Source organism: Serratia sp. JUb9, assembly GCF_014298095.1.
Classification (GTDB): domain Bacteria; phylum Pseudomonadota; class Gammaproteobacteria; order Enterobacterales; family Enterobacteriaceae; genus Serratia_B; species Serratia_B rhizosphaerae.
The window spans coordinates 1,344,622-1,366,716 of record NZ_CP060416.1 but is presented as its reverse complement, the minus strand read 5'-3'; the positions used below and the strand labels follow the sequence as shown (position 1 = coordinate 1,366,716).

24 protein-coding genes and 1 riboswitch are annotated in these 22,095 nt (G+C 57.1%); of the genes, 14 read left to right on the top strand and 10 right to left on the bottom strand.

The window, feature by feature from the left end; genetic code table 11:
- Positions 1–40: 40 nt before the first annotated feature.
- Positions 41–841 (bottom strand): bifunctional hydroxymethylpyrimidine kinase/phosphomethylpyrimidine kinase, encoded by an 801-nt coding sequence (thiD, locus tag HF675_RS06470; protein ID WP_187044282.1) that lies wholly within the window; start codon positions 839–841, stop codon positions 41–43.
- 2 nt (positions 842–843) lie between these two features.
- A complete protein-coding gene (gene thiM / locus HF675_RS06465; RefSeq protein WP_187044281.1) occupies positions 844–1,632 on the bottom strand; it encodes a hydroxyethylthiazole kinase in 789 nt (262 codons plus the stop codon).
- A gap of 36 nt (positions 1,633–1,668) precedes the next feature.
- Positions 1,669–1,768: riboswitch (TPP riboswitch) on the bottom strand.
- Between the two features lie 363 nt (positions 1,769–2,131).
- Here thiM and HF675_RS06460 point away from each other — a divergent pair.
- From HF675_RS06460 to HF675_RS06445, 4 genes are all read left to right on the top strand, one after another.
- The gene (locus HF675_RS06460; protein ID WP_105232140.1) at positions 2,132–2,386 is read left to right on the top strand and encodes a hypothetical protein; all 255 of its coding nucleotides are present in this window, start codon (positions 2,132–2,134) and stop codon (positions 2,384–2,386) included.
- Between the two features lie 65 nt (positions 2,387–2,451).
- A complete protein-coding gene (locus tag HF675_RS06455; protein WP_145961107.1) occupies positions 2,452–2,652 on the top strand; it encodes a DUF4762 family protein in 201 nt (66 codons plus the stop codon).
- A gap of 47 nt (positions 2,653–2,699) precedes the next feature.
- Positions 2,700–2,906, top strand: a complete 207-nt coding sequence (locus HF675_RS06450) for a hypothetical protein (RefSeq protein WP_105232141.1) — start codon at positions 2,700–2,702, stop codon at positions 2,904–2,906.
- 177 nt (positions 2,907–3,083) lie between these two features.
- Complete coding sequence (locus HF675_RS06445; RefSeq protein ID WP_187044701.1) at positions 3,084–3,509, top strand: GNAT family N-acetyltransferase; 426 nt, start codon at positions 3,084–3,086, stop codon at positions 3,507–3,509.
- Positions 3,510–3,518: 9 nt separating this feature from the next.
- Here the strand turns inward: HF675_RS06445 and HF675_RS06440 are convergent, their stop codons facing one another.
- Complete coding sequence (locus HF675_RS06440; protein ID WP_197710672.1) at positions 3,519–3,944, bottom strand: VOC family protein; 426 nt, start codon at positions 3,942–3,944, stop codon at positions 3,519–3,521.
- A gap of 80 nt (positions 3,945–4,024) precedes the next feature.
- Between HF675_RS06440 and HF675_RS06435 the strand changes: the two genes are divergently transcribed.
- The gene (locus HF675_RS06435; protein WP_187044280.1) at positions 4,025–6,157 is read left to right on the top strand and encodes a PipA/GogA/GtgA family type III secretion system effector; all 2,133 of its coding nucleotides are present in this window, start codon (positions 4,025–4,027) and stop codon (positions 6,155–6,157) included.
- 9 nt (positions 6,158–6,166) lie between these two features.
- Here the strand turns inward: HF675_RS06435 and HF675_RS06430 are convergent, their stop codons facing one another.
- The 3 genes from HF675_RS06430 to HF675_RS06420 form a co-directional block, all read right to left on the bottom strand.
- Entirely contained in the window at positions 6,167–6,913 is a 747-nt protein-coding gene (locus HF675_RS06430) for a sulfite exporter TauE/SafE family protein (RefSeq protein WP_187044279.1), read from the bottom strand.
- A 475-nt stretch (positions 6,914–7,388) separates the two neighbouring features.
- Positions 7,389–8,093 carry a DUF943 family protein gene (locus HF675_RS06425; RefSeq protein WP_222618807.1) on the bottom strand — a complete coding sequence of 235 codons (705 nt, stop codon included), beginning with the start codon at positions 8,091–8,093 and terminating at the stop codon, positions 7,389–7,391.
- 206 nt (positions 8,094–8,299) lie between these two features.
- A complete protein-coding gene (locus tag HF675_RS06420; protein WP_105232146.1) occupies positions 8,300–8,650 on the bottom strand; it encodes a helix-turn-helix domain-containing protein in 351 nt (116 codons plus the stop codon).
- A gap of 108 nt (positions 8,651–8,758) precedes the next feature.
- On the opposite strand from HF675_RS06420, the gene HF675_RS06415 reads away from it, so the two are divergent.
- Positions 8,759–9,466: a glutathione S-transferase family protein gene (locus HF675_RS06415; RefSeq protein WP_187044278.1), complete on the top strand. Its 708-nt coding sequence runs from the start codon at positions 8,759–8,761 to the stop codon at positions 9,464–9,466.
- A gap of 205 nt (positions 9,467–9,671) precedes the next feature.
- On the top strand, positions 9,672–10,424 hold the full coding sequence (locus HF675_RS06410) for an SDR family oxidoreductase (RefSeq protein ID WP_187044277.1): 753 nt from the start codon (positions 9,672–9,674) through the stop codon (positions 10,422–10,424).
- A gap of 86 nt (positions 10,425–10,510) precedes the next feature.
- Here HF675_RS06410 and HF675_RS06405 read toward each other — a convergent pair whose 3' ends face one another.
- Together HF675_RS06405 and HF675_RS06400 are read right to left on the bottom strand one after the other, a co-directional pair.
- On the bottom strand, positions 10,511–11,875 hold the full coding sequence (locus tag HF675_RS06405) for an MFS transporter (RefSeq protein WP_232251575.1): 1,365 nt from the start codon (positions 11,873–11,875) through the stop codon (positions 10,511–10,513).
- 248 nt (positions 11,876–12,123) lie between these two features.
- Positions 12,124–13,287, bottom strand: a complete 1,164-nt coding sequence (locus tag HF675_RS06400) for a mandelate racemase/muconate lactonizing enzyme family protein (RefSeq protein WP_105232150.1) — start codon at positions 13,285–13,287, stop codon at positions 12,124–12,126.
- A gap of 182 nt (positions 13,288–13,469) precedes the next feature.
- Between HF675_RS06400 and HF675_RS06395 the strand changes: the two genes are divergently transcribed.
- From HF675_RS06395 to HF675_RS06375, 5 genes are all read left to right on the top strand, one after another.
- Entirely contained in the window at positions 13,470–14,396 is a 927-nt protein-coding gene (locus tag HF675_RS06395) for a LysR family transcriptional regulator (RefSeq protein ID WP_105232151.1), read from the top strand.
- A gap of 136 nt (positions 14,397–14,532) precedes the next feature.
- Positions 14,533–15,405 (top strand): alpha/beta fold hydrolase, encoded by an 873-nt coding sequence (locus HF675_RS06390; protein WP_187044276.1) that lies wholly within the window; start codon positions 14,533–14,535, stop codon positions 15,403–15,405.
- Positions 15,398–15,835: a MarR family winged helix-turn-helix transcriptional regulator gene (locus tag HF675_RS06385; protein ID WP_105232153.1), complete on the top strand. Its 438-nt coding sequence runs from the start codon at positions 15,398–15,400 to the stop codon at positions 15,833–15,835. Before HF675_RS06390 ends, HF675_RS06385 begins: the two co-directional genes overlap by 8 nt.
- Before the next feature lie 191 nt (positions 15,836–16,026).
- Positions 16,027–16,806, top strand: a complete 780-nt coding sequence (locus HF675_RS06380; protein WP_111736632.1) for an MBL fold metallo-hydrolase — start codon at positions 16,027–16,029, stop codon at positions 16,804–16,806.
- Between the two features lie 103 nt (positions 16,807–16,909).
- A complete protein-coding gene (locus HF675_RS06375; RefSeq protein WP_187044275.1) occupies positions 16,910–17,878 on the top strand; it encodes a GlxA family transcriptional regulator in 969 nt (322 codons plus the stop codon).
- Between the two features lie 18 nt (positions 17,879–17,896).
- Here the strand turns inward: HF675_RS06375 and HF675_RS06370 are convergent, their stop codons facing one another.
- Positions 17,897–18,343 carry a helix-turn-helix domain-containing protein gene (locus HF675_RS06370; RefSeq protein ID WP_105232156.1) on the bottom strand — a complete coding sequence of 149 codons (447 nt, stop codon included), beginning with the start codon at positions 18,341–18,343 and terminating at the stop codon, positions 17,897–17,899.
- 104 nt (positions 18,344–18,447) lie between these two features.
- Between HF675_RS06370 and HF675_RS06365 the strand changes: the two genes are divergently transcribed.
- Complete coding sequence (locus tag HF675_RS06365) at positions 18,448–19,686, top strand: MFS transporter (protein ID WP_187044274.1); 1,239 nt, start codon at positions 18,448–18,450, stop codon at positions 19,684–19,686.
- A gap of 79 nt (positions 19,687–19,765) precedes the next feature.
- Here HF675_RS06365 and HF675_RS06360 read toward each other — a convergent pair whose 3' ends face one another.
- Positions 19,766–20,653 (bottom strand): LysR family transcriptional regulator, encoded by an 888-nt coding sequence (locus HF675_RS06360; protein WP_187044273.1) that lies wholly within the window; start codon positions 20,651–20,653, stop codon positions 19,766–19,768.
- Between the two features lie 175 nt (positions 20,654–20,828).
- On the opposite strand from HF675_RS06360, the gene HF675_RS06355 reads away from it, so the two are divergent.
- On the top strand, positions 20,829–22,028 hold the full coding sequence (locus HF675_RS06355) for an MFS transporter (RefSeq protein WP_187044272.1): 1,200 nt from the start codon (positions 20,829–20,831) through the stop codon (positions 22,026–22,028).
- Positions 22,029–22,095 lie beyond the last annotated feature (67 nt).

Below are 22,095 nucleotides of genomic sequence, written 5' to 3'. Positions count from 1 at the left end.
ATTGCATCTACTCAGACCATCGCCGCGCGAAAAAGTTGGCTCACCACCAGGCATGGAAATGGTGCACCGGGCCGATGCCCTGGCCGACTTCCAGGCTGTCCGCCTGCTGCAGCGCACGCTGCAGATAATCCTTCGCCGCCGCCACCGTCTGCGGCCAGTCGTCATAACGCGGACGCAGGGCGGCCAGTGCCGCAGACAGGGTGCAGCCGGTGCCGTGCGTATGGCGCGTGGCGACGCGCGGCGCGCTGAAGCGCTGCTCCGTACCGCGGCTGAACAGCCAGTCCGGGCTTTCTTCTTCACTGAGATGGCCACCCTTCATCAGCACCGCCTGGCAGCCCATCGCCAGCAGCGCCCGTCCCTGCTCGCGCATCTGCTGCTCATTATCCGCCGGCGGACACGCCAGTAGCGCCGCCGCTTCCGGCAGGTTAGGCGTAATCAGCGACACCTGCGGCAACAGTTCACGCCGGATCGACGCCACCGCCTCCGGCGCCAGCAGCGGATCGCCGCTTTTCGCCAGCATCACCGTATCCAGCACCACAAACGGCGGCTGATAATGCCGCAAGCGCTCGGCCACTGCCTGCACGATGTCGGCGTTGGCCAACATGCCGATTTTCACGCTGTCGATGCGCACGTCGCTCAGCACGGAATCCAGCTGCGCGGCCACGAACGCCGGCTCAATCTGGTACACCGACTGCACGCCGCGCGTATTTTGCGCCACCAGCGCGGTGATCACGCTGGCGCCATAGGCGCCGAGCGCCGAGAAGGCTTTCAGATCCGCCTGAATGCCGGCGCCGCCGCTCGGATCGGTACCGGCGATGGTTAATGCATTGATGCGTTTCATGATTATTCTTCTCCCTGCCAGTGGTACAGCGCGTCGAGAAATGCAGGGGTAAAGCTGCCAGGGCCGCCGGCCTGTTTGCTGGCCGCCTCGCCGCAGTGCGCCATCACCCGGCAGGCGGCGGCGATGTGGTCCAGCCGCTCGCCCGGCAGGCTGCAAAACGCCGCCACCACCGCCGATAAAGCACAGCCGGTGCCCACCACCCGCGTCATCAGCGGATCGCCGCCGCCAACCGCCCAGCTACGCTGCCCGTCGGTAATGTAGTCAGTGGCGCCGGTGACCGCGACAATCGCGCCGCTGCGCTGCGCCAGCTGCTGCGCCGCCGGCAGCGCGGCCAGAGAATCCGCCGTGCTGTCGACGCCGCGCCCCGAGGCCTGCAGTCCGCTCAGCGCCATAATTTCCGACGCGTTGCCGCGAATGGCCGCCGGCTGCAGCGTCAGCAGCCGGTTGGCAAACTCGGTACGAAAGGTCAGTCCGCCGACCGCAACCGGGTCCAGCACCCACGGTGTCGCGGCCTGATTGGCCGCCTCCACCGCCGCCAGCATCGATTCCGCGCGGGCGGCGGTCAGCGTGCCGATATTGATCAGCACGCCATCGGCCAGGCGGCTGAACTGCGCCGCTTCGGACGGTTCGATCACCATCGCCGGCGAAGCGCCCAGCGCCAGCAAAACGTTGGCCGTCAGCGTTTGCACCACGTCGTTGGTCAGGCAGTGAATCAGTGGGGAATGTTGTTTAAGCAGCTGTAAGCTGGCCGCGGCCGTTGCGCCGGGCAATTCATCAGGTCGAGCGATCATAGTTCTCCCAACCGGCGTTAAAGAAGGCGGGCGCCGGTCAGGACGCCAAGACTTCCCTACGCTGGTATTATCCAGATCAGGTAATACGGGTATTTCTCAGCCTTCACATACATGAAGGGCACCCCGAGTCTTCGCAGCACATCCCGCAGGGATGGCGACTGCGGCCACATCATACTCCGCCCCCGGCGGGATTCAAATCTTTCATCGTCATGTTTATGATTTATGTATGGCGTCCTGCGGCCGGAAACATTAAAAAAATCAGAAAATAAAATTTCAATTATCACCCATTAAAATATAAATGCGGTGAATTTAGGATAAAGCCAGACGGCCTATTTTAAGCCAACAAGAATTATCCTTAAAACGAACGAAATTCTGCAAACAGTATTTATAAGATAAGAAAAGAGGGTAATATTAAATAACACCTTGGCTTTCCATGCCAAGGTGTCACCATTGTATTCAACCCCATACTCTTTTATTTTTAATAAAAAAGGAATTTATCATGAGAGAATTATCTAACGTTGAAGTTGAAACAGTTTCCGGCGGCATTTTCGGTGGCATTATCGGCAATATCATCAACGCTGGCGTTGATACCCTGACCGGCATCGCGGGCAACATCGTCGGCAATATCGCCAACTCTATCGGCAACACCATTGGCCTGGGCATGGGCTTCCTGGACAGACTCGTCAATGCTTTCCGTCCAAGCCGACCAAACCAGCCAGCGCCAGATGCCCCAAGCGAAGCCGCTCGCCGCTAATCATTAACTGTCTGATGCGGATCACGTTAAGTCATCCGTAAAAACAAAAAGGATAATTAATAGTTATGCAAAAATTAGCGCAAGGCGAAGCAATGAATATTATTGGTGGCGCTTGGGGATGTAAAGTAAGCCACAGCTTATCTCCATCATCCTCAGGGCTGGCTTGCTACCGGACCGTGGGCTGCGTTGACAAGTTTGGCAACGTGACCTCCTCCAGCAAGCCCGTTGAGCTGAATGAGTGCGCCGCAGCCATTCCCACGCCGTAATTATCCAGCCCTTATTATCGACCTCATTTAATGTTTAAGGAAAAACCATGAGAGAATTATCTAACGTTGAAGTCAGCGAAGTATCAGGCGGTATCTTCGGTGGTATCTTGGGTGGTGTTGTTGGTTCTATCACCCAGGGCGCCGAATCCATCCTCGGCAGCTTTACCAACGCAGCCAGAGGCGTAGGCAAGATCTTCACCGACGGCGTATTTAACCTTGTCCGTGGTTTCTGGGAAGGTCGTTACACCAAGTAACGTCGCCAATATCTACCGGGTCGGCAGCGCTTTGCGCTCCGCCCGGTAACACGTCATATTCAAGAGCAAATAATGATATTTGCTCTTTTTTCTATCTCTCGCCAACGGCATGATATTCCGACATACTCAGGTGTCGACACCGCTGGGTTTCCACGCGTCCGCCACCGAGGGAGCATGATGCAAATACGGCTATACCAAGAATCCGATCGCCCCTTTCTGCGCCGCTTGTATTTGGCCGCGCGTAAAACCGCCTTTCACTGGCGGGATACCAGCCACTACCAACCGAGAGATTTCGATCGCGCTACGCTGGGGGAAGAGATCTGGGTGGCTGAAGAAAACGGCATACCGCTGGGTTTTGTTTCCATTCACCGGGCCGAAGATTTTATCCATAACCTGTATGTCGACCCCGCTCAACAAACTCGCGGCATAGGCAGCACCCTGCTCAAACAGGCAGAATCCACCTTCCGCACCACCGGCGCGTTGAAATGTCTGGTCAGGAACGAACCGGCTTTGATGTTTTATCAGCGGCACGGCTGGCGAATTATCAGCCAGGGAGGCGAAGGTGAAGACGCCTATTACCTGCTGCACAGCGCCGCCAGATAATCCGCGCCGTTAACGCCCTTCTCGCAGCACCGCTTCAATATTATTACCATCCGGATCCAACACAAACGCCGCGTAATATCCCGATGAAAAATCATCCGTCCGCAGACCTGGCGCGCCGTTATCGACACCGCCCGCCGCCAGACCGGCCCGATAAAATGCCCGCACCTGTTCACGGCTCACGGCGCGAAAGGCAACGTGCTGCCGCTGACTGTGCGGATGAAAAATATCGAGCCAAAACACCGGGTAATCAATACCGAACGCCACGCCGGCCAAATCAGCATCGTCCGCCTGCGCCGGCTCAAAACGGCGTGAAATACGCATCACCACGCCGACGTTCAGCGGCGCCAACAGCGCCTGATAGAATGCCGCCGAGCGGTAAATATCAGCCACTCCGATACCGGAATGATCGAGCAGCCAGTTATAAATATTCGCCATCGAGGGAACCCTCTGCGCGCAATAACCACTCACTATGATAGCAATGATGAGACGCTGGCGGAGCGAACGGAGGGTAATTTATGGTCGGGTTAAATCCTGCGCTGCTTGGCGCGGCGGTAAGAGGCATCAGTCAGAGTTTGCACCACCAGCGCCATGGCTTTGCCGCCCTGCCCCAGATGGCGGGACGCGCACACGACCAGTTGCTGAGTGCGCATTCCCCGGTGCTGATGCGGCAATTTACCCAACCAAGTCCGTTGCGCCACGCATTTTCGGCCAAACTCAACGACGCCACGCACAAGTTCCGCCCCGGCGAACTGCCGGAGATGTTTCTCTCCGCCATCAAACAGGGTAATAACGCGCTGCGCGCACTGCACCATACGGTAACCAGCGGCCTGCAGGAAGCCTACGCCCACAGCGCCACCTTCCGCGCGGCGTTTAATCACGCCTACCGTGACGAGGTCAGATTCGGTGGCCATGCTCCTCACTGGCAGCTCGATCCGCTGGCGGCATCGAGTACGCCGGCGCATCAGCCATCCGCCAAGGCGCTGGGGTTGAAGCTACTGCTCGAGGTGTTAAACGGCAAACCGCCCGGCTATACCACCGAACAGGGGCAGCAGCCGTTAAGTCAACGGCGCGCCCTGCTCCATGCGCTGCTCGAAGGGCTGACCGGATTGCCGCAGCATGAAAGCCTGCATGGCAAACCCCACCCGCGCGGGCCGCTGATTGAACTGCTGAATATTGTGGTGGATGAGGTTGTTCGTCAGCTCGGTACACAAGATCCCGCCTGCGTCAGTCACCCTACACCGGCCGGAAAAACTGAGCCGCAGCGGCCGACAGACGCCAAGGCAACGCCGCCATCTTCGCAAAGGAACACGCCCCCGGCAGCGCATGTCGATACACCTGCGGCGACAGTCAAAGCGCCAGCACCTTCGGCGGCGCACGCGCCATCACCACCGCAGCAAGCCGAGATAACGGCAAACCACGCCACGCTCCGGCGTCCGACCGGTACGGCTCCCGCTTCACGCTCGGAAATCGCCGAAGATAACGGCCCGATAGAAGAGTTGGAACGGCCGGATCCGACAGTGGCCGCCACTCGGGAGGCATTTGGCCGCAAGCTGTTTGACGGATTGATGAAGGAAGGCAGCGCCGCCTGCCCACACGACGCCGCCAGCGCGAAAAGAATGGGCCAGACCTTTCAGCGCAACATGGCACCGCTGTTCAACAATGTGACGGGTCAGGAAAAAAGCGCCGCAGAGCTGCTGCAGAAACTCCATGCGGAAGACAAAAAAACTGCGGCTTTTCGATTCGATCCGACATTCCCGGGCAATATGCTGGCCGCCATGCAGGAAAAACGCGGCGATGCGAAGGCGGCCTGCCGTTTCTATCTGGTGATGGCACAGGCGGCGGGTTTCAAGGCGCAGACGCATGCCTTTTCCGTCGCCGGCAACCTCAGCGTAGCGGTGGCCAACCGGCCTGGCGAACATCATCCGCTGATCGAACACTCAGTGTTAAAGATCAGCGACGAGAACGGCAACAGCAGCTATTTCGATCCGTTGCTGGGCCGGGCGGTTAATCCTTTTCGCAGCGACAGCATGGAAAACTATCTGAATACCGCCGGTCTCGCTGGCGATGAAACCGCCTATATCCGCGAGCGCCACCCACAGGAAACCGCCGTGTATGGCAGAGGCATTATGGATGCGCTGATGAGGGCGGGCATCAACACCTTCCCTGAACCGGGGCTGGAAACGAAACGGCACGAGGCAGGCCAGCACATCCAGCGGGCATTTGCCCCGCTATTCAAACATACCCATAGCAAAGAAAGCACCCTGAGCCTGCTGCAGAAGCTGGCGGACGAAAATAAGCGCAGCCAGACAATAAAATTCAACCCGACGGAAAGCCAGCGCGATATCTATGACATCGCGCTCGAACAACAGGCCGACGCAGATTCCATCAACAAACTGTTTCAGGCGCTGGCGAAAAGCGCCGGCCACCATCAGGTTGAGCTGCATACCATTGATACGCCGCTGTCCATCGCCATGGGCGACAGCCCGGAGATTCCCGGCGTAAAGCCTAACGCCAGGTTCGAACTGAAAAACCATACCGTGCTGAAATTCAGCGATCCGCAGGGCAACACGCTGTTTTTCGACCCGGTACTGGCACGCAGGGTCAACCCTGACGATACCCGCAGTCTGGAGGGCTATCTGCGGGTATAAACGCTGGATTCAGATCGCACGCAGCGCCATCTCTACGCCCAGAACAATCAGGCAGAGCAGAAAACAGCGACGAAACAGCAGCGGTGAGATCACACGGCGCAGCTTCTGCCCGGCAAACAGCCCCGCCAAAGCGGGCAGCACCGCCAGCGCCGACATGTTTAACGATCCGACCTGAAAGGCGCCGTGCCACCATAGCCCCGCCGCCAGCGCCAGGGTCGAGCAAGTAAAAGAGATGCCCAACGCCTGTACCAGCTCATCCTTTTCCAACCCCAGTGCCTGCAGCCAGGGCACCGCCGGCATCACAAAAACCCCGGTTCCGCCGGTCAGCATGCCGGTGACCAGCCCGATAAGCGGGGAACCATATTTTTCAGCCCGGGTGGAGATGGCGTAAATGCGCCCTGACAGGGTCCACAGCCCGTAGATAATCAGCGCCACGCCCAACGCCAGCTGCGTGCGGCTGCTGTCGCCCGCCGCTATCCAGCCGCTGGTACCAAGTGTGGCAACCGATACCATCAGCAACATCGGCCACAGCCGGCGCAGCAGCGCCGCCGTGTTGGCGCCGCCGACCAACTGAAAGATATTGGTAACCAATGAGGGCAGCAGCAGCATGCCTGCCGCTGCCACCGGGGAGATCAGCGCGCCCAGCAGCCCCATCGCCACGGTCGGCAGCCCCATGCCGGTTACGCCTTTCACCAGCCCGGCCAGCAGAAAAACCACGCCGCTCAGCAGCAGCGTAGCGGTGTCAAAATCCGTCATGACGTTACTCTCCCGACGACAATAACCAGCCGGCATGACAACGCCGCAGGTATGATGGTTTTGGTGGCAATGGCAAACATAACAGGCTCCTTTTTCATTGGGATAAACATCATGGAACGAAGAACCCGGCCATACTTCGCTGCCGGACGAAATATGGCTGACTTGTCACCACTTGTTTACCAGTATTACGTGGTGCGACGGGAATTACAGACAAAGCGTTTCTGAAAGGGGTCAACGATGAGTATCTATCGTTCTTATCTACGTCAGATCGGGACGCCAAGGTAGAGATTGAAGGCGGCACTATCCGGCTGTCTGTGCGGGGCAGTGTCTACAAGTTCCATAACGGCGCCAGCTACGCCACGACCATCTACCTGAACGCCGCGCCATATTGAAACGGGATGGGGGACGAGAGTACCTTTTCGTATCAGATAAATTATTTTTATAATGCCCCCACAATTAAAAGATAATTATTAAATTAAGACTTACTCAATAGTGCTACTTTCCCATTAGGTAACTGGACATATGTTTTTCCATCAACGCTAATAAAAACTTTATTATCCAGACTTCCACTAACAACCATTGATATATCATTATAAATACATTTATTATCATTCTTTATATCATTAAAACAGTGATAATCATCGATACTGCCATCATTACTACCCGTTGGAGGTGATACATAGCCACCAAAATTCATAATAACAATGGTAAAATGACTTGGGTTTCTAATAATGGAGTATTTATCCCTTAACAGCCTCTTGTTTTCATTCCACCAAGAAATTTTACCTTCAGTGGTCAATGGCAGGTTATGAACATAAACAGCACCACCATCAACTCTAACAATACTCACCGGCCTAACGACCATCCAGACCAGAAAAATAGCAACAAGCAATGCGACAAATGCCCCCACAAATGAAAAAAACCTTGATGACGTTCTCAATTCATCAAACAGCATTGAAACCACCTTTTCTTTACTCCTTGGTGGAATATTTCTCGTTGCCGAATGAAAATAAGGTGATTTATAGGTACTCCAGTCAACGTGTGTTGACACCTGATCTAAAGCATAATGTTTTTTTAAGGTCAATTCATTCATATCACCAAATTGCATATCATCAGCAAAACGGTCATCAAAAGATTTTTTGCTCGTAAAAATCGTTAACGGCCTTGTTAATCCACGCATAGTAAACTACTCCCTTAGCTGCTATTTTCAATCCATCTATCGTACAAGTTATGTTATCAACGTAATATCCAAAAATACCAAAATTGGTAAATATATTCAGCATTGTACAATTTAAAAATACTTTTCTTAAATTCTAGCTTGCCAGAATGATGAAACTTCCTAACCACACCGACATATTGTTTCATAATGTTTAAAATGGCACTCCTCTACACCATGGAGAAAGAGCCATCCAAGGTTTCTTTACCCTGGCTATCCGTCTCCACCCACCACTCCCCTAGCGCATCAATCAGCGGCACCAGCCTTTCTCCTGCCGGCGTCAGCGCATAGTCGACGCGCCGCGGGTAACCCTCAAACTCCGTGCGCTGCACGATGCCGGCCTCCTCCAGCTTGCGCAGCTCCAGCGTCAGCATCTTGTGTGAGATCGTCGGATTATCGCGGCGCAGCTGGTTAAAACGTTTGACGCCGTCCTGCAGGTAGTAGATCAGCAACGTCGGCCAGCGGCCGCTGAGAACCTGCATCACTTCTTCTATCGGGCAACGAGAAATCAGATCTTTCATATCAGGCTCGTGGTAACAAAAAAGTGCGTAATTTACTTGGCGGAATCGACTGTTACAGTAACACATCGCTGCGCAGCGCCATCCACTCAATCCTGGAGAACCTAAAGTATGGAACCTATTTTGCTATACGGCTTCCCGGCGGGAAGCTCCATGGGGCTCGTTGCCGCACTTGAATGGCTGGGGCAGCCGTACAAGCTGTGCCGCGTCGATATGTTAGGCGAGATGCGCACCCCCGCTTATAAACGCATCAACCCTCGGGTGGAAACGCCCGTGCTGATCACCGACCGGGGGGAGGTGCTGACGGAAAACCTGGCAATCGCCGCGTGGCTGGAAGCGCGGGACACAACGCGCCGGATCAGCGCCGACCCGCTGTCGCGCAACGCCGACCGCATGCACCAGCTGATGGCGTTTATCAACACCGGCTTTACCGGCGCTTTTACCCCACTCTGGGTGGCGATGGAGATGGCTTCGCCCAATCCGGCGATGAAAGAAGCGTTGCAGACATGGGGGCGCGAAGCCGTGATCCAACGCCACGATCGGCTCGAAGAGATGATCGGCGAGACGCCTTTTCTGATCGCTGACCAGCCCACGCTGGCGGACGCGATTTTGATCGGCGTCGCCCGTTGGCTCGACGTTCATCAGGTGGCTGAAACCGCGCGCTGGCCGAAGCTGGCCGCACTGAGAAAGCGCCTTGAAGCCGATCCGGCGGTTATTTACGCAACGGCGCTGGAAAACGGCGAGACGCAGCGCGGCAACGGTGCCTGCCGCGGCCATATTATGCTGTCTGAAGTAATCGAACGGTTTGGTTCAGCGTAATAACCCGGCACCGGTCGTGCGGGCTGAAACTTGCCGGCTATCTGCCAAGTCCCGTCGATGTCGGGGCGGTATCATCTGCCCCGGCAGCGGATAAAGTTCGATTTACTCAATAAATCCGACTATATATTAACAGCGATCGAATTTTCTTATTTATTTGCGATTAACTCTCTATTTTTATTTTCAATGTAAGGCGCAATACAGGATTATGACAAACGATAAAGTATTATTGGTGACGGGTTCAGGACGCGGTATTGGCGCAGCGACAGTATTACTGGCGGCAGAACGCGGCTATTCGATCTGTTTGAACTATTTAAACGATGAAAAATCCGCATTTAACGTTCGCGATCAAATTTTAAGCCGGGGTGGGAAATGCATCGCCATTCGCGCCGATGTCGCCGATGAGCAGCAGGTCATCAAGATGTTTGACGATATCGATCGCCAACTGGGCACCATTACCCACCTGGTCAATAATGTCGGCATCCTGAAGCAAAAAATGGCGATGATTGATATGGATGGCGAGCGTTTCCGGCAAGTGCTGCTGACCAATGTCATGAGCCACTTTTATTGCTCACGCGAGGCGATCAAACGCATGTCGCTTTCCCGCGGGGGGCGCGGAGGTGCCATCGTCAACGTCTCATCCGGCGCAGTGAAAAGCGGCTCCCCGTTCGAATACGTCGATTATGCCGCGTCGAAAGGCGCCGTTGACACCTTTACCACCGGCCTGTCGAAAGAGGTCGCCGCTGACGGCATCCGGGTCAACTGCGTTCGCCCGGGCGGTATTTACACCGATATCCATGCCGACGGCGGCGAGGCGTTGCGGGTAGATCGGATTGCCAAAAACTTTCCGATGCAACGAGGCGGCACGCCTGAAGAAGTTGCCTATGCCATTCTTTGGCTGCTGAGCGATGAAGCATCGTTTGTGACCGGCAGTTTTACCGACCTGTGCGGCGGGGTATAGCACTGCATCGTCGGAGCGTGATGCTGCCATGCGAACAGATTCGCCCCCTCACCAGGGGGCGTTACTTTCACCGGAATATAAACGCGCTATTCTCTGGCAGGCATAGGCCGGCGTGAAGTCTGCCTGAATGCCGGTTTGATGTCCCAGATGCGCTCTTCACGCCCCACCGCCAGTGCAAACAGCACGCCGCCAATGATGGAGAACAGACCGAGAACGCCCCACGCCAGCGTCATATCGTTGCCGCCGCCCAGATGCTTCAGGTATCCGGCGACCAGCGGCCCGCCAAACTGCCCGATAAAATTGCTGCATGCGCCGACAAATGCCACGGCAGGAACCGCTTTCTTTGTCGGCAGAATCTCTGTCAGCCGGACATACACCAGCGGCACCAGCATCTTCATCGTCAGGCCGACGAACATGAACAGGGCAATCTGCATCCAGTAAAAAGAAAGCGGGACAAAGGCTGCCGCCGACAGGGCAATACCGCACAAGACGGTAGGGATGGCCGCATGCAGCCTTCGCTCCTGGTTATACTTATCTGAACGTCTGGTGATGTACCAAATACCGACCATGGTCATCAGAAACGGCATGCCGCTGATTAAGCCGACGGTGAATTCGCTCAGCATGCCGTAACCTTTGAGAGCCGTCGGCAGCCAGAGCGTGAAGCCATACGCCAGCATGCTGTGTAGCGAATAGCCGATGAGCATCAGCCACAGCGCCGGTATTTTCAGGATTGTCCACCAGGGGTCCGATTTTTCCTTTATGTAGTTCGACTGCTCTGTCGCAAGCTCCTGTTGTATCTGTTCCCTGTCTTCGGTGCTCAGCCAGCGCGCGGCCTGAATACTCTTCGGCACCAGATAAAACCAGATGATGCAGAAAATCCACGCTGGCGCGCCCTCGATAACCATCATCATTCGCCAGTTATGATGCGCCAGGATCCAGCCCGAAATCGGCCCGGCAAGAAACGCCCCGGCGCCCAGGCTTAGGTTCCAGATGCCAAAAGCACGCCCGCGCTCCGACGTCATAAACCATTGCGCCAGAAACATCGCCGTCGCAGCCTGAATAGGGCCTTCGGCCAACCCGAGGAAAAAGCGGATCGCAACCAGTTCGCTGAAGTTGCGCGTTAGCCCGGTCAGCATGGCGCAGGCGCCGAACAGAAACAGGCTGATGCCGATGATTCTTCTGGAGCCAAAGCGCAGGGCCAGCCAGCCTGCAGTGAATTGCGTAGCCACATAGCCCCAGGCAAATGCGCCGCCAAGCCAGCCGGCCTCAACGGCACTGAGCCTCATTTCCGCCGTAATATGGGGCAGCGCCATGCCTATATTGACCCGATCGAAAAAAGAAATTGTATACATAATAAAAACGGCGGGTAATATTATCGTCCAGCGTTTTTTCCCGATAAGGGCATTACCTTTTAGAGCATTATTACTCATGATAACTTCCTCGCTTGGCACAAATGTAGGGAGAGGAAAGGCTGATTCAAATTCCTTTTTATCGATCAGTTGGATTTAATATTTTATTGATTAATATCTGGCGGAGACGGCATATATTGAGGAGCTTCTGCGGCAATAAGGATCACCATACCGCAGTGTTATATTCTTCCGGCGTCATATAACGTTATCGATTCATTGACCGTTCCCGCTACGCCCCGTATACAGCGGGGCGCAATATAAACGCGCAACGTAATGTGCAGACCGGATTTTTATTCAGCCAGCGCACGCATTTGTTTAATGAGATCAGATTTACCTTCGAAGCCAATGCCCGGCAGTTCCGGCATGATAATGTGACCATCTTCGACCGTCACCGAGTCTGGGAAGCCGCCATAGGGCTGGAACAGATCCGGATAACTTTCGTTACCGCCCAGGCCGAGACCTGCCGCGATGTTCAGAGACATCTGGTGACCGCCGTGAGGGATGCAGCGTGACGGTGACCAGCCAAACTGCTCCAGTACGTCCAGCGTGCGCAGGTATTCAACCAGACCATAAGAGAGCGCACAGTCAAACTGCAGGTAGTCGCGATCCGGACGCATGCCGCCATAGCGCAGCAGGTTACGCGCATCCTGATGAGAAAAGAGGTTTTCACCGGTCGCCATCGGGCCAGGATAGAACTCTGCCAGCGCCGCCTGCAGGGAATAATCCAGCGGATCGCCCACTTCTTCATACCAGAACAGCGGGTATTCACGCAGCATTTTGGCGTAGGCAATACCGGTTTCCAGATTGAAGCGGCCGTTGGCGTCAACGGCAAGACGCGCTTCAGCGCCTATTTCATCGAGAACAGCTTCAATGCGGCGACGATCCTCTTCCAGAGACGCCCCGCCAATTTTCATTTTAACTACGTTATAGCCGCGGTTCAGATAGCCGCGCATCTCCTGACGCAAGGCGCTCAGGTCTTTGCCCGGGTAGTAGTAACCGCCAGCCGCGTAAACGAAGACGCGTGGATTGGCCGCTACGCCCTTTCTCTCTGCCAGCAGGCGAAATAGCGGTTGGTTGGCGATTTTTGCGGTGGCATCCCAGATGGCCATATCCAGCGTCCCGACCGCAACTGAGCGTTCACCGTGCCCGCCCGGTTTTTCATTGCTCATCATAACGTCCCAGATTTTATGCGGATCCAGGTTATCGCCCTGTGCGTTCAGCAGGCTTTCAGGCTCGGCCTCCAGAATACGGTTGCGGAAACGCTCGCGGATCAGGCCACCCTGACCGTAGCGGCCGTTAGAGTTAAAGCCGTACCCCACCACACGGCGTCCGTCCACCTCAACGTCAGTCACGACGGCAACCAGGCTGGTCGTCATTTTGCTGAAATCGATATACGCGTTGCGGATGGGGGAAGCGATGGGCTTGGTCATTTCTACAACGTCTAGAATACGCATGTTCTCTCCGGCAGTTTTTCGTCAAATGCAAACAAACTTGAGCGCCTACGAAAAGTGTTAGCTCATGCCAATTTATTATTGGCATAATGCACTCACGTAGAGTTAACGGACCTCGGTGTCCTGTCTTGTTTCATCATAGGCAGTTTATAAAACGCGAACTAATGCCAAAGAGGCAGCCTGTAATGCAAAATCGGCATCACCTGGAACTAACATGGCTTGAAGACTGTGTTGCGCTGGCTCAGTCACTCAATTTTTCCCGCGCGGCGGCTTCCCGATATGTGACACAGCCGGCATTCAGCCGGCGGATTATCTCGCTGGAAGAGTGGCTGGGGACTCCGCTTTTTGAAAGAAACCGACGCGGCGTCAGCCTGACGCGCGCCGGGGAGATCTTTGTCGCTCAGATTCCGGAGCTGATTCGCGCGCTCTATACCCTGCGCAGTGAAGCCATCGAAGCGGCGGGTGATGCCAAACCGGACGTTATTTTCTCCGCGACGCACTCACTGTCGTTCTCCTTTTTTCCGGCGCTGATGCGTAACAACGAGAAAATTGCCCGCTTCGGCTCATTCCGCCTGTTATCAGATACGCTCAGCGCCTGTGAGCGGATGATTGACAAAGGCGACGCGCAGTTTCTGCTGTGTTACTACCACCCTCACATGCATATCAACCTCGATCAGACCAAATACCTCAGCGTCCGACTCGGGCATGAAACATTACAGCCCTATTCAAAGTGCGATCCCGTCAATCGTCAGCCGCTCTGGCAGGCTGAGGGCGGAAAAAAATTTCCCTTTCTCTCGTTTTCCGCAGAATCCGGTCTGGGCAGGATCCTCTCCAACACCTCGCAGGTGAACCGCGCCAGACGTGGCATGGATACCGCCTTCACCGCCGATCTGGCGGCAACGTTATTAGCTATGGTCAAGGCCGGAGACGGTATTGCCTGGCTGCCGGAAAGCCTGGCGGCACCGGACGTCGCAGCCGGCACGATCGCCGTCGCGGCACCACAGAAGAGCGCATTATGGCTCCCGATTGACATCAGGCTATTCCGACCCGCCGCCCGAATGTCCAGAGCGGTGGAGGAGTTATGGGCGATCTTCGTGGACGAACAGATTTAGCATCGCGCACTGGCCGGACAAGATACGGATAAACGTCAGCCATCACCTTCCTTCAGGGCAAAGCGCGTAGCAAATTGACGCTTTTATCAGCGTGGTCTAATTTATTTAACACGTTAAATAAAATGAGTGTCGGGCAATGGAACAGATCTCTATCCCGCTATCTGCGGTTGAAGCGATAAGTGCAACGCTGTGGGAAGTCGCGCAGGCAAAAGCCGTCGTTATCCTCCACCCGGCGACGGCCGTGGTGCAGACGTTTTACTATGATTTTGCCCGCTACCTGAATGAACGCGGTTTTAACGTTATGACCTACGATTACCGGGGAACCGGCCGCTCGCGTGGCAACCTCCGCGAGTGTAAGGTTTCTATGGCGGACTGGATGGAAGAGGATGTCGGCCGCGTTACCGACTGGGCGGCATCGCGCTTTCCCGGCATGCCGCTGCTGGCCGTCGGACACAGCGTCGGCGGCCACGCCATCGTCTTATCCTCCGCAACGCGCGCGTTACAGGCGGCGGTGCTTATCGCCTCGCACGCCGGCGTGACCCGCACCATACAGGCCACGGTGGAAAAAATCCGCGTCTGGTGCATGTTGCGCCTGCTGGCTCCGGTGCTATGCCGCCTGTTTGGCTATATGCCCGCCCGGCGATTGGGCATCGGAGAAGATCTTCCCGGCCCCGTCATGCTGCAATGGAGCTACTGGAGCAGTCTGCCCGGTTATTTTTATGACGACCCGGCGATGAATGCCGGCCAGCGCGCCGCGCGGGTGGATATCCCGCTGCTGGTGCTGGGGTTTGATGACGATCCCTGGGCGAATCCGGGGGCGATAACGCGGCTGATTACCCCGCTTAAACATGCCATTATTGAGAGGCGCAGTTTCAAACCTGCCGACGCCGGCGTTGCCGCTATCGGCCATATGGGGTTCTTCCGCCAGCGCTGCGCCAAAACGCTGTGGCCTGTTGTCGGTGACTGGCTGTCAGAGAACATCACCTTACCCGGAAGCGAACATGAGTAAAACACAACCGCCGCGCTTCGTTTTCCTGCTCGGCCACGCACACAGGGCGCTTCAGCGCTGGATCGAGGCCAGGCCGGAGGCATGGGAAGATATCAGTTCCGCCCAGGTCGGGCTGCTGTTTTTCCTGCGCTCCGCCGGCATGGCAACCGTTGGCGAGGCGTCAACGGCATTGCGGGTGGCGCCTGCGGCCATCACCCGTTTATCCAAACGCATGCAGGCAACGGGATTGATCGACCGTATGGTTGACGAGCAGGATTCACGGAAAATGCGCCTGACGCTGACAGACGCCGGGGAAGCCGCCGGCCTGCAGGCGCACGCCGCGCTGCAACAGTTGAATACGCTGTTATCCGCACAGTTTAGCGAGGCCGAACTGATGGTAGTAGCGCGCTGGTTAAAGCAGGTCAGCACGTTGGACCCCAAGCCTGATTGATTCAACCCGTAGCCAACCTCTCTCTTGTCATCACGCTACGCCGATTGACCCGATTACATCGCTTTATGTCCTGTGGACATATCACACTCCGGCATCCCCTCCCCGTAAAGTAAAACACCTCGCAGCCACTGCCGGAACAACACGCTATCGCGGCGGCCGCACCTGTTAACAAGATGAACCCCGGAGCAAACATGAAACTGACTCAAATCCGCAATGCCACGCTGGTGCTGGAATACGCCGGTAAAAAATTCCTGATTGACCCGATGCTCGCGGAAAAGGATGCCTGGGACGGCTTTGCCGGCAGCGCGCGCTCGCATCTGCGCAATCCGATGGTAGCCTTGCCCGTCGCCATTGAAGAACTGCTGGACGTTGATGCGGTGATTATCACACATACCCATACCGACCACTGGGATGAGGCGGCGCAGCAGTTAGTGCCGAAAGACATGCTGATTTATACCCAGAACGAGAGCGATGCCGCCCTGATCCGTTCCCAGGGGTTCCTCAACGTCCGGGCGCTTGAAAGCGAAAACCGCTTCGTTGACGGGCTGACCATTTTCACCACCGACGGCCAACACGGCAGCAACGATCTGTATGCCGATAGCGTTATGGCTGATTTGCTGGGTGACGCATGCGGCCTGGTATTTACCCATCACGATGAAAAAACGCTTTATATTGCCGGCGATACCATTTGGGTAAAACCGTATGTCAGAAGCCTGCAGCGCTTCCAGCCGGATGTTGTGGTGCTGAATACCGGAGATGCCGTTATCAATGACTACGGTTCGATCATTATGGGTAAAGAGGATACGCTGCGCACGCTGCAGATACTGCCTGAAACAACCGTCGTGGCCTCCCATATGGAGTCCATTAACCACTGCCTGCTGACCCGCGCGGAGTTACGCGAATATACGCTTGAACACGGTATTGAAGATAAGGTGCTGATTCCGGCCGATGGCGAAACCCTGACGTTCTAATTCAGCCACCCTGCCGATTCTGCGGTAAAATATCATGCTGACAGGCTGCGGGTATGCCGCAGCCTGCCGAAAACGATCGGTCACAACAACTGTGAGGTTCACGATGTCTGCGCTGAAAGTAGCGGTGATTGTCACCAATGGGTTCAGTCCGTTTCATTTTTCGGTGCCCTGTATTCTGTTTGGCACGGCGATGCCGGAACCGGATCTCTTTCAGGTAGATATCTGCGCGGAAACGCCAGGTGTCGTCCTGTCGGATATTGGCCTGTCCATCAATGTGGAACATGGACTGGAGCGACTCGACAGCGCGGATATTGTTATTGTGCCCTTCTGGCACGATCCGGATGAAAAGCCCTCGCAGTTACTGCTGGATAAACTGGTCAGCACCTGGCAGCGCGGCGCAGAAGTGGTCGGCCTGTGTCTTGGCACTTACGTGCTGGCCTACAGCGGCTTGCTTGATCGGCACCGCGCGGCAACGCATTGGGAATATGAAAGCGACTTCACGCAGCGCTTCCCGGAGGTTCATCTGGACAGCAACTCGCTGTACACCACCGATGAACGTCTGATTACCTCTGCCGGTACGGCGGCCGGTATCGATTGCTGCCTCAATATTGTCCGCGACCATTACGGCACCGCCATTGCCAACCGGGTCGCCAGAAGAATGGTGGTCCCCCCATACCGGGAGGGCGGACAGGCTCAGTTTATTGAACGCCCCATTCCGGTAAACACCCGCGACGGCAAAATCAACGAGCTTATCGATTATCTGCGGCGTAACCTGGCTAAGCAGCACGATCTCGACTCGCTGGCCCGCTTTGTCAATATGAGCAGACGCACGCTGACGCGCCACTTTGTGAAAGCCACCGGCATCCCGCTGGGTGAGTGGCTCAATGCCGAACGCCTGCAACGAAGCCAGGAGTTGCTGGAAACGACCAATAACAGCATTGAAAGCGTGGCGGATGAAGCAGGGTTTCAGTCCCCCGTGTCTTTCAGGCAAAGTTTCAAGACCCGGTTTGGCGTCAGCCCCAGTGAATGGCGCCGGGCCTTTCGCGGCCCCGCTGCCATTGATGCCGGCTGAACACGCCCGGCATCATCTTTACTTTATCTTGCGCACCTCGGCCTCGCTTGCCGCCAGCACGCTGCCGTCCTGCGCTGTCGGGGCCATAAAAGGCACCGGTTCGCCGCTACGCTTATCAATGAGCAGCGAATGCCGTTCACCCTGCGCGAACAGGTGCCGTTCTCCCCATTGCCGTAGCGCCACCACCACGGGAAACAGGCTCTCCCCCCTGTCCGTCAGCACATATTCCTGATACGCCGAACCATCTGACGCGCCCTGCATCTCGAGTACGCCGGCCTCAACCAGCTTACGTAACCGGTCGGCAAGAATATTGCGCGCCATCCCCAGGCTGCGCTGAAAATCCCCGAAGCGGCGCATGCCATCAAAGGCATCGCGAACGATCAGCAGCGACCAGCGATCGCCAATCAGATCGACGCCGCGCGCTACCGGGCAGGGTTCATCGTTCATCGGTTTACGGGGCGGCATGGCATCTCCTCAATATCCGGCCGGATTCTGGTTGCATTTTAAAACTTCATAACCTAGCATTCAATCAGTTTCATTTTGAAACCAGGCTGAAAGGACGTTGGAATATGAAGACTTCCCTGGCATCGCCGTTACCCTCCCCCCCAAACGATATGCAGGCTCATCCGGTAAAGATGCCCGGCAGCCTGGTGTGGCTGTTCGCCGTCGCCAGCGGGCTGAGCGTGGCGAACGTCTATTACGCGCAGCCTTTGCTTGATGCGCTGGCGCTGGACTTCGGCATCAGCCATGCGGCCGTCGGCGGCGTGATCACCGCCACGCAGCTCGGCTGCGCCCTGGCTCTGCTATTGCTGGTACCGCTGGGCGACCGGCTGGATCGCCGCCGCCTTATCACGCTACAGCTGTTTGCTCTCGCGGCCGCGCTTGTCGCGGTGGGGTTGGCGCGCTCCGCGCCCGCCCTGCTGACGGGCATGCTCGCCGTAGGCCTGCTGGGTACCGCGATGACGCAGGGGTTGATCGCCTATGCCGCAAGCGCCGCTGCACCGCATGAGCAAGGGCGCGTCGTGGGGGCGGCGCAAAGCGGCGTGTTTATCGGCCTGCTGCTGGCGCGGGTGTTTGCCGGAGGCATCAGCGATCTGGCGGGCTGGCGCGGCGTCTACCTGTGCGCCGCCGTGCTGATGCTGGCGATCGCGCTGCCGCTTTGGCGAAGGCTGCCACGCCTTCCGGCCACGCAGCCCAAGATGCGCTACCTAAGCCTGATCGTCTCAATGCTGACGCTGCTGCGGGAGGAAAAAGTACTGCAAGTGCGCGGCATGCTGGCGCTGCTGATGTTTGCCGCGTTCAATATCTTCTGGAGCGCGCTGGTATTGCCGTTGAGCGCGCCGCCTTACGGCTTCTCGCACACCGCCATCGGCGCTTTTGGCCTGGTCGGCGCGATTGGCGCGCTGGCTGCCGTGCGAGCCGGCCACTGGGCCGACCGGGGATATGCCCAACGCACCAGCGCGGCGGCGCTGGCGGCACTGCTGCTGGCCTGGTGGCCGCTGTCGCTGATGGCCTGGTCGCTGGGCGCACTGATGATCGGCATCGTACTGCTTGATTTGGGGGGACAGGCGCTGCACGTCACCAATCAGAGCATGATTTTCCGCGCGCGTCCTGAGGCCCAGAGCCGGCTGGTCGGCCTCTACATGTTGTTCTACGCGCTCGGCAGCGGCCTGGGCGCCATCAGCACCACGGCGACCTACGCCTACGCCGGCTGGCGGGGCGTGTGCCTGCTCGGCGCTGCGGTCAGCCTGCTGGCGCTGGTATTCTGGTGGCTAACACGACATTACGGGACGAAAGCCACCGCATAATATCAGGGTCACAAAACCCGCAAGAGTGCAGGTTGGTGCCGCTTAATAACAGACAACGTTGCAGTAGGCCAAAGGTCAGTCATTGCCCCCCGCCAAACAGGCCGAGGATAAAATCACGTACGTGCACGATGCGCGGATTACGCATTGATGCCTTATTCCACACCAGATACAGATTGTTGGTCGGCGCATCTTCAGCCGGGGTGAGGGACACCAACGTTCCCGATGCCAGCGCATCGACGCACTGATAGTCAGGCAGCACGCTCCAGCCCTGCCCTTTAATCACCAGATCCTGAATGATGCGCAGATCGGGAATGGTTAACGCCGCCTGCAGGGTTGGCGCCAATTGAAACAGCGCGGTCCAGACAGGCCGAATCAGAGGCAGATCCTCGTCAAACGCAATCAGCGGGAGGCCGGCAAACTGTTCTGCGGTAGGGTGCGGCCCCAGCTGTTCAGCCATCTCTGGCGCCGACACCAGCAGAAAGCGCTCTGTCAGCAGCCGGGCAAAGCCATGTGAACGCTCATCCGGCATCGAGGCGGTAATCGCCAGATCGGCCGTGGCATTATTTAACAGTGCGTAGATACGTTCCCGGTTGCCGGTATGAACCCGGATACGAAACCCTTGTCCCAACAGCGGGGCCAGTCCCGCCGCGATTCTGGAATAGATGAAATCAGACGGCCCGGCAATATGCACCGTCCCCCCCAGTTCGCCGCCGCTGCGGTAGGAGGCCATCCTGGTTTCCAACCCATCAATCATCGGGCCGATCGCCCGCGCCAGCTCATCGGCCGCTTCCGTTGCGGTAACGCCGCGGGCGCGCCGTACAAACAGCGGCTTACCGACAAAGGCTTCCAGCGCCTGAATGTGCAGCGATGCCGCAGGCTGCGTCATGCCCAGGGACTCGGCCGCCCGCGAGAACGATTGTAACCGGTAGGCCTCGATAAAGGTGCGCAGATGGTCGAGATGGCTCATGTATCGTCTTCCTTTCAGCCGCGCCGGTGCATCGTCAGGCCTCGGCGCGCCAAGACATAAAAATATTTATCACTGATAGATTAAATAATAATTTCTCATATTTCACAACGCTCTCTACTCTGCTGGCCAACGGCGGCCAATGGCCGTTTACCCTGATTCATCAAGAGAGATTGTCATGCCGCTCATCGTCTATATTTTTACGCTCAGCGCCTTTGCGCTGGGCCTGGCTGAATTCGTTCCTATCGGCCTGACTGACGTTATTGCCCAAAACCTGAACGTCAGCGTCGAACACGTCGGCCGCGCAGTGACCTGGTATGCCTTGGGCGCAACCTTTGCCGCACCGGTGCTGACCGCCTTAACGGCTAACTGGTCACGCAAGCGGACCATGCTGACGACGATGCTGGTCTTCACCATTGGCAGTCTGGCCGCGGCGCTTGCCACCAGCATCTCGATGATGCTGATTGCGCGCTTTATTGCCGGGCTCGGACACGGTCTGTTCCTCGCGGTCGCCTCCAGCACGGCAGCGCGCCTCGTCGGCGCAAAGAAAGCCGGCAGCGCCGTCGCGGTGGTATTCGGCGGCTTCACGATAGCCATGGCGATCGGCGTCCCCATCAGTACTTATCTGGGCGGTATAAATACCTGGCGACCGGTACTCGGCGCGATTGCCGCATTCGGCGCCTTGGGTTTTCTGGGCCTGCTGCTGGGGATGAAGGAGCCACCCAGAAATGGGGAACATGCAGGTAGTGAGTCCGTTGCGCAGGCCCTGAAGGCTATCTTCCACCCGACCCTGTTGCTGGCTGCCTTGGTCACCGTCCTGGGCTATGCCGGTTCATTCACGGCCTACACCTTTATCGCGCCGCTGCTGACCGACGTGACGCAGGTTAGCGCCGCCACCGTCAGCCTGTTTATGCTGGCCTACGGCGTGTTGGCGGCCATCGGCAACGTCATCGGCGGCAAAATAACCGACCGGATGGGCGTCAACCGCGCCAGCGTGATTGTTATCTCCGCCATTGCCCTGGTCGTGCTGGGAATGTGGCTCTTTGCCTCCTCGGCCGTAGCCATGGGCATACTGGTTGCCTTGCTGGGCCTGTTTAGCTTCGCTTCCGTACCGGCCCTGCAGGCCCGCCTTATCACTATCGCCGAACGGCATGCGCCGCACGCCCACGGCGTCGCTGCAGGTCTGAACATCGCGGGCTTCAACTCTGGCATCGCCCTGGGCTCTGTGCTGGGCGGCGTGACGATCGGTACCGTCGGCATCGGCTATACGGGCGTCACCGGCGCCATCGTCTCGACGCTGGGTCTGGCGCTGCTGCTGGCCCTGATCGCTCGCAGTCGCGCCGCTGACTCTCGGACCGTTGCGGAGATAAGAGGCTGATTCCACGGCCGCTGCGGCACGCTCCGATGCCGGCTTCAGCAGCGGGCATAATGTCAGCAACCTGTGA

Excerpts from the sequence above, each read along its gene's own strand:
- HF675_RS06455 (WP_145961107.1), top strand. The coding sequence starts at position 2,452 with ATGCAAAAATTAGCGCAAGGCGAAGCAATGAATATTATTGGTGGCGCT.
- HF675_RS06375 (WP_187044275.1), top strand. The coding sequence starts at position 16,910 with ATGTCTGCGCTGAAAGTAGCGGTGATTGTCACCAATGGGTTCAGTCCG.
- HF675_RS06435 (WP_187044280.1), top strand. The coding sequence starts at position 4,025 with ATGGTCGGGTTAAATCCTGCGCTGCTTGGCGCGGCGGTAAGAGGCATC.
- thiD (WP_187044282.1), bottom strand. The coding sequence starts at position 841 with ATGAAACGCATCAATGCATTAACCATCGCCGGTACCGATCCGAGCGGC.
- HF675_RS06365 (WP_187044274.1), top strand. The coding sequence starts at position 18,448 with ATGAAGACTTCCCTGGCATCGCCGTTACCCTCCCCCCCAAACGATATG.
- HF675_RS06450 (WP_105232141.1), top strand. The coding sequence starts at position 2,700 with ATGAGAGAATTATCTAACGTTGAAGTCAGCGAAGTATCAGGCGGTATC.
- HF675_RS06460 (WP_105232140.1), top strand. The coding sequence starts at position 2,132 with ATGAGAGAATTATCTAACGTTGAAGTTGAAACAGTTTCCGGCGGCATT.
- HF675_RS06440 (WP_197710672.1), bottom strand. The coding sequence starts at position 3,944 with ATGGCGAATATTTATAACTGGCTGCTCGATCATTCCGGTATCGGAGTG.
- HF675_RS06380 (WP_111736632.1), top strand. The coding sequence starts at position 16,027 with ATGAAACTGACTCAAATCCGCAATGCCACGCTGGTGCTGGAATACGCC.
- HF675_RS06445 (WP_187044701.1), top strand. The coding sequence starts at position 3,084 with ATGCAAATACGGCTATACCAAGAATCCGATCGCCCCTTTCTGCGCCGC.
- HF675_RS06415 (WP_187044278.1), top strand. The coding sequence starts at position 8,759 with ATGGAACCTATTTTGCTATACGGCTTCCCGGCGGGAAGCTCCATGGGG.
- HF675_RS06430 (WP_187044279.1), bottom strand. The coding sequence starts at position 6,913 with ATGACGGATTTTGACACCGCTACGCTGCTGCTGAGCGGCGTGGTTTTT.
- HF675_RS06395 (WP_105232151.1), top strand. The coding sequence starts at position 13,470 with ATGCAAAATCGGCATCACCTGGAACTAACATGGCTTGAAGACTGTGTT.
- HF675_RS06360 (WP_187044273.1), bottom strand. The coding sequence starts at position 20,653 with ATGAGCCATCTCGACCATCTGCGCACCTTTATCGAGGCCTACCGGTTA.
- thiM (WP_187044281.1), bottom strand. The coding sequence starts at position 1,632 with ATGATCGCTCGACCTGATGAATTGCCCGGCGCAACGGCCGCGGCCAGC.
- HF675_RS06410 (WP_187044277.1), top strand. The coding sequence starts at position 9,672 with ATGACAAACGATAAAGTATTATTGGTGACGGGTTCAGGACGCGGTATT.
- HF675_RS06400 (WP_105232150.1), bottom strand. The coding sequence starts at position 13,287 with ATGCGTATTCTAGACGTTGTAGAAATGACCAAGCCCATCGCTTCCCCC.
- HF675_RS06425 (WP_222618807.1), bottom strand. The coding sequence starts at position 8,093 with ATGCGTGGATTAACAAGGCCGTTAACGATTTTTACGAGCAAAAAATCT.
- HF675_RS06385 (WP_105232153.1), top strand. The coding sequence starts at position 15,398 with ATGAGTAAAACACAACCGCCGCGCTTCGTTTTCCTGCTCGGCCACGCA.
- HF675_RS06370 (WP_105232156.1), bottom strand. The coding sequence starts at position 18,343 with ATGCCGCCCCGTAAACCGATGAACGATGAACCCTGCCCGGTAGCGCGC.
- HF675_RS06420 (WP_105232146.1), bottom strand. The coding sequence starts at position 8,650 with ATGAAAGATCTGATTTCTCGTTGCCCGATAGAAGAAGTGATGCAGGTT.
- HF675_RS06355 (WP_187044272.1), top strand. The coding sequence starts at position 20,829 with ATGCCGCTCATCGTCTATATTTTTACGCTCAGCGCCTTTGCGCTGGGC.
- HF675_RS06390 (WP_187044276.1), top strand. The coding sequence starts at position 14,533 with ATGGAACAGATCTCTATCCCGCTATCTGCGGTTGAAGCGATAAGTGCA.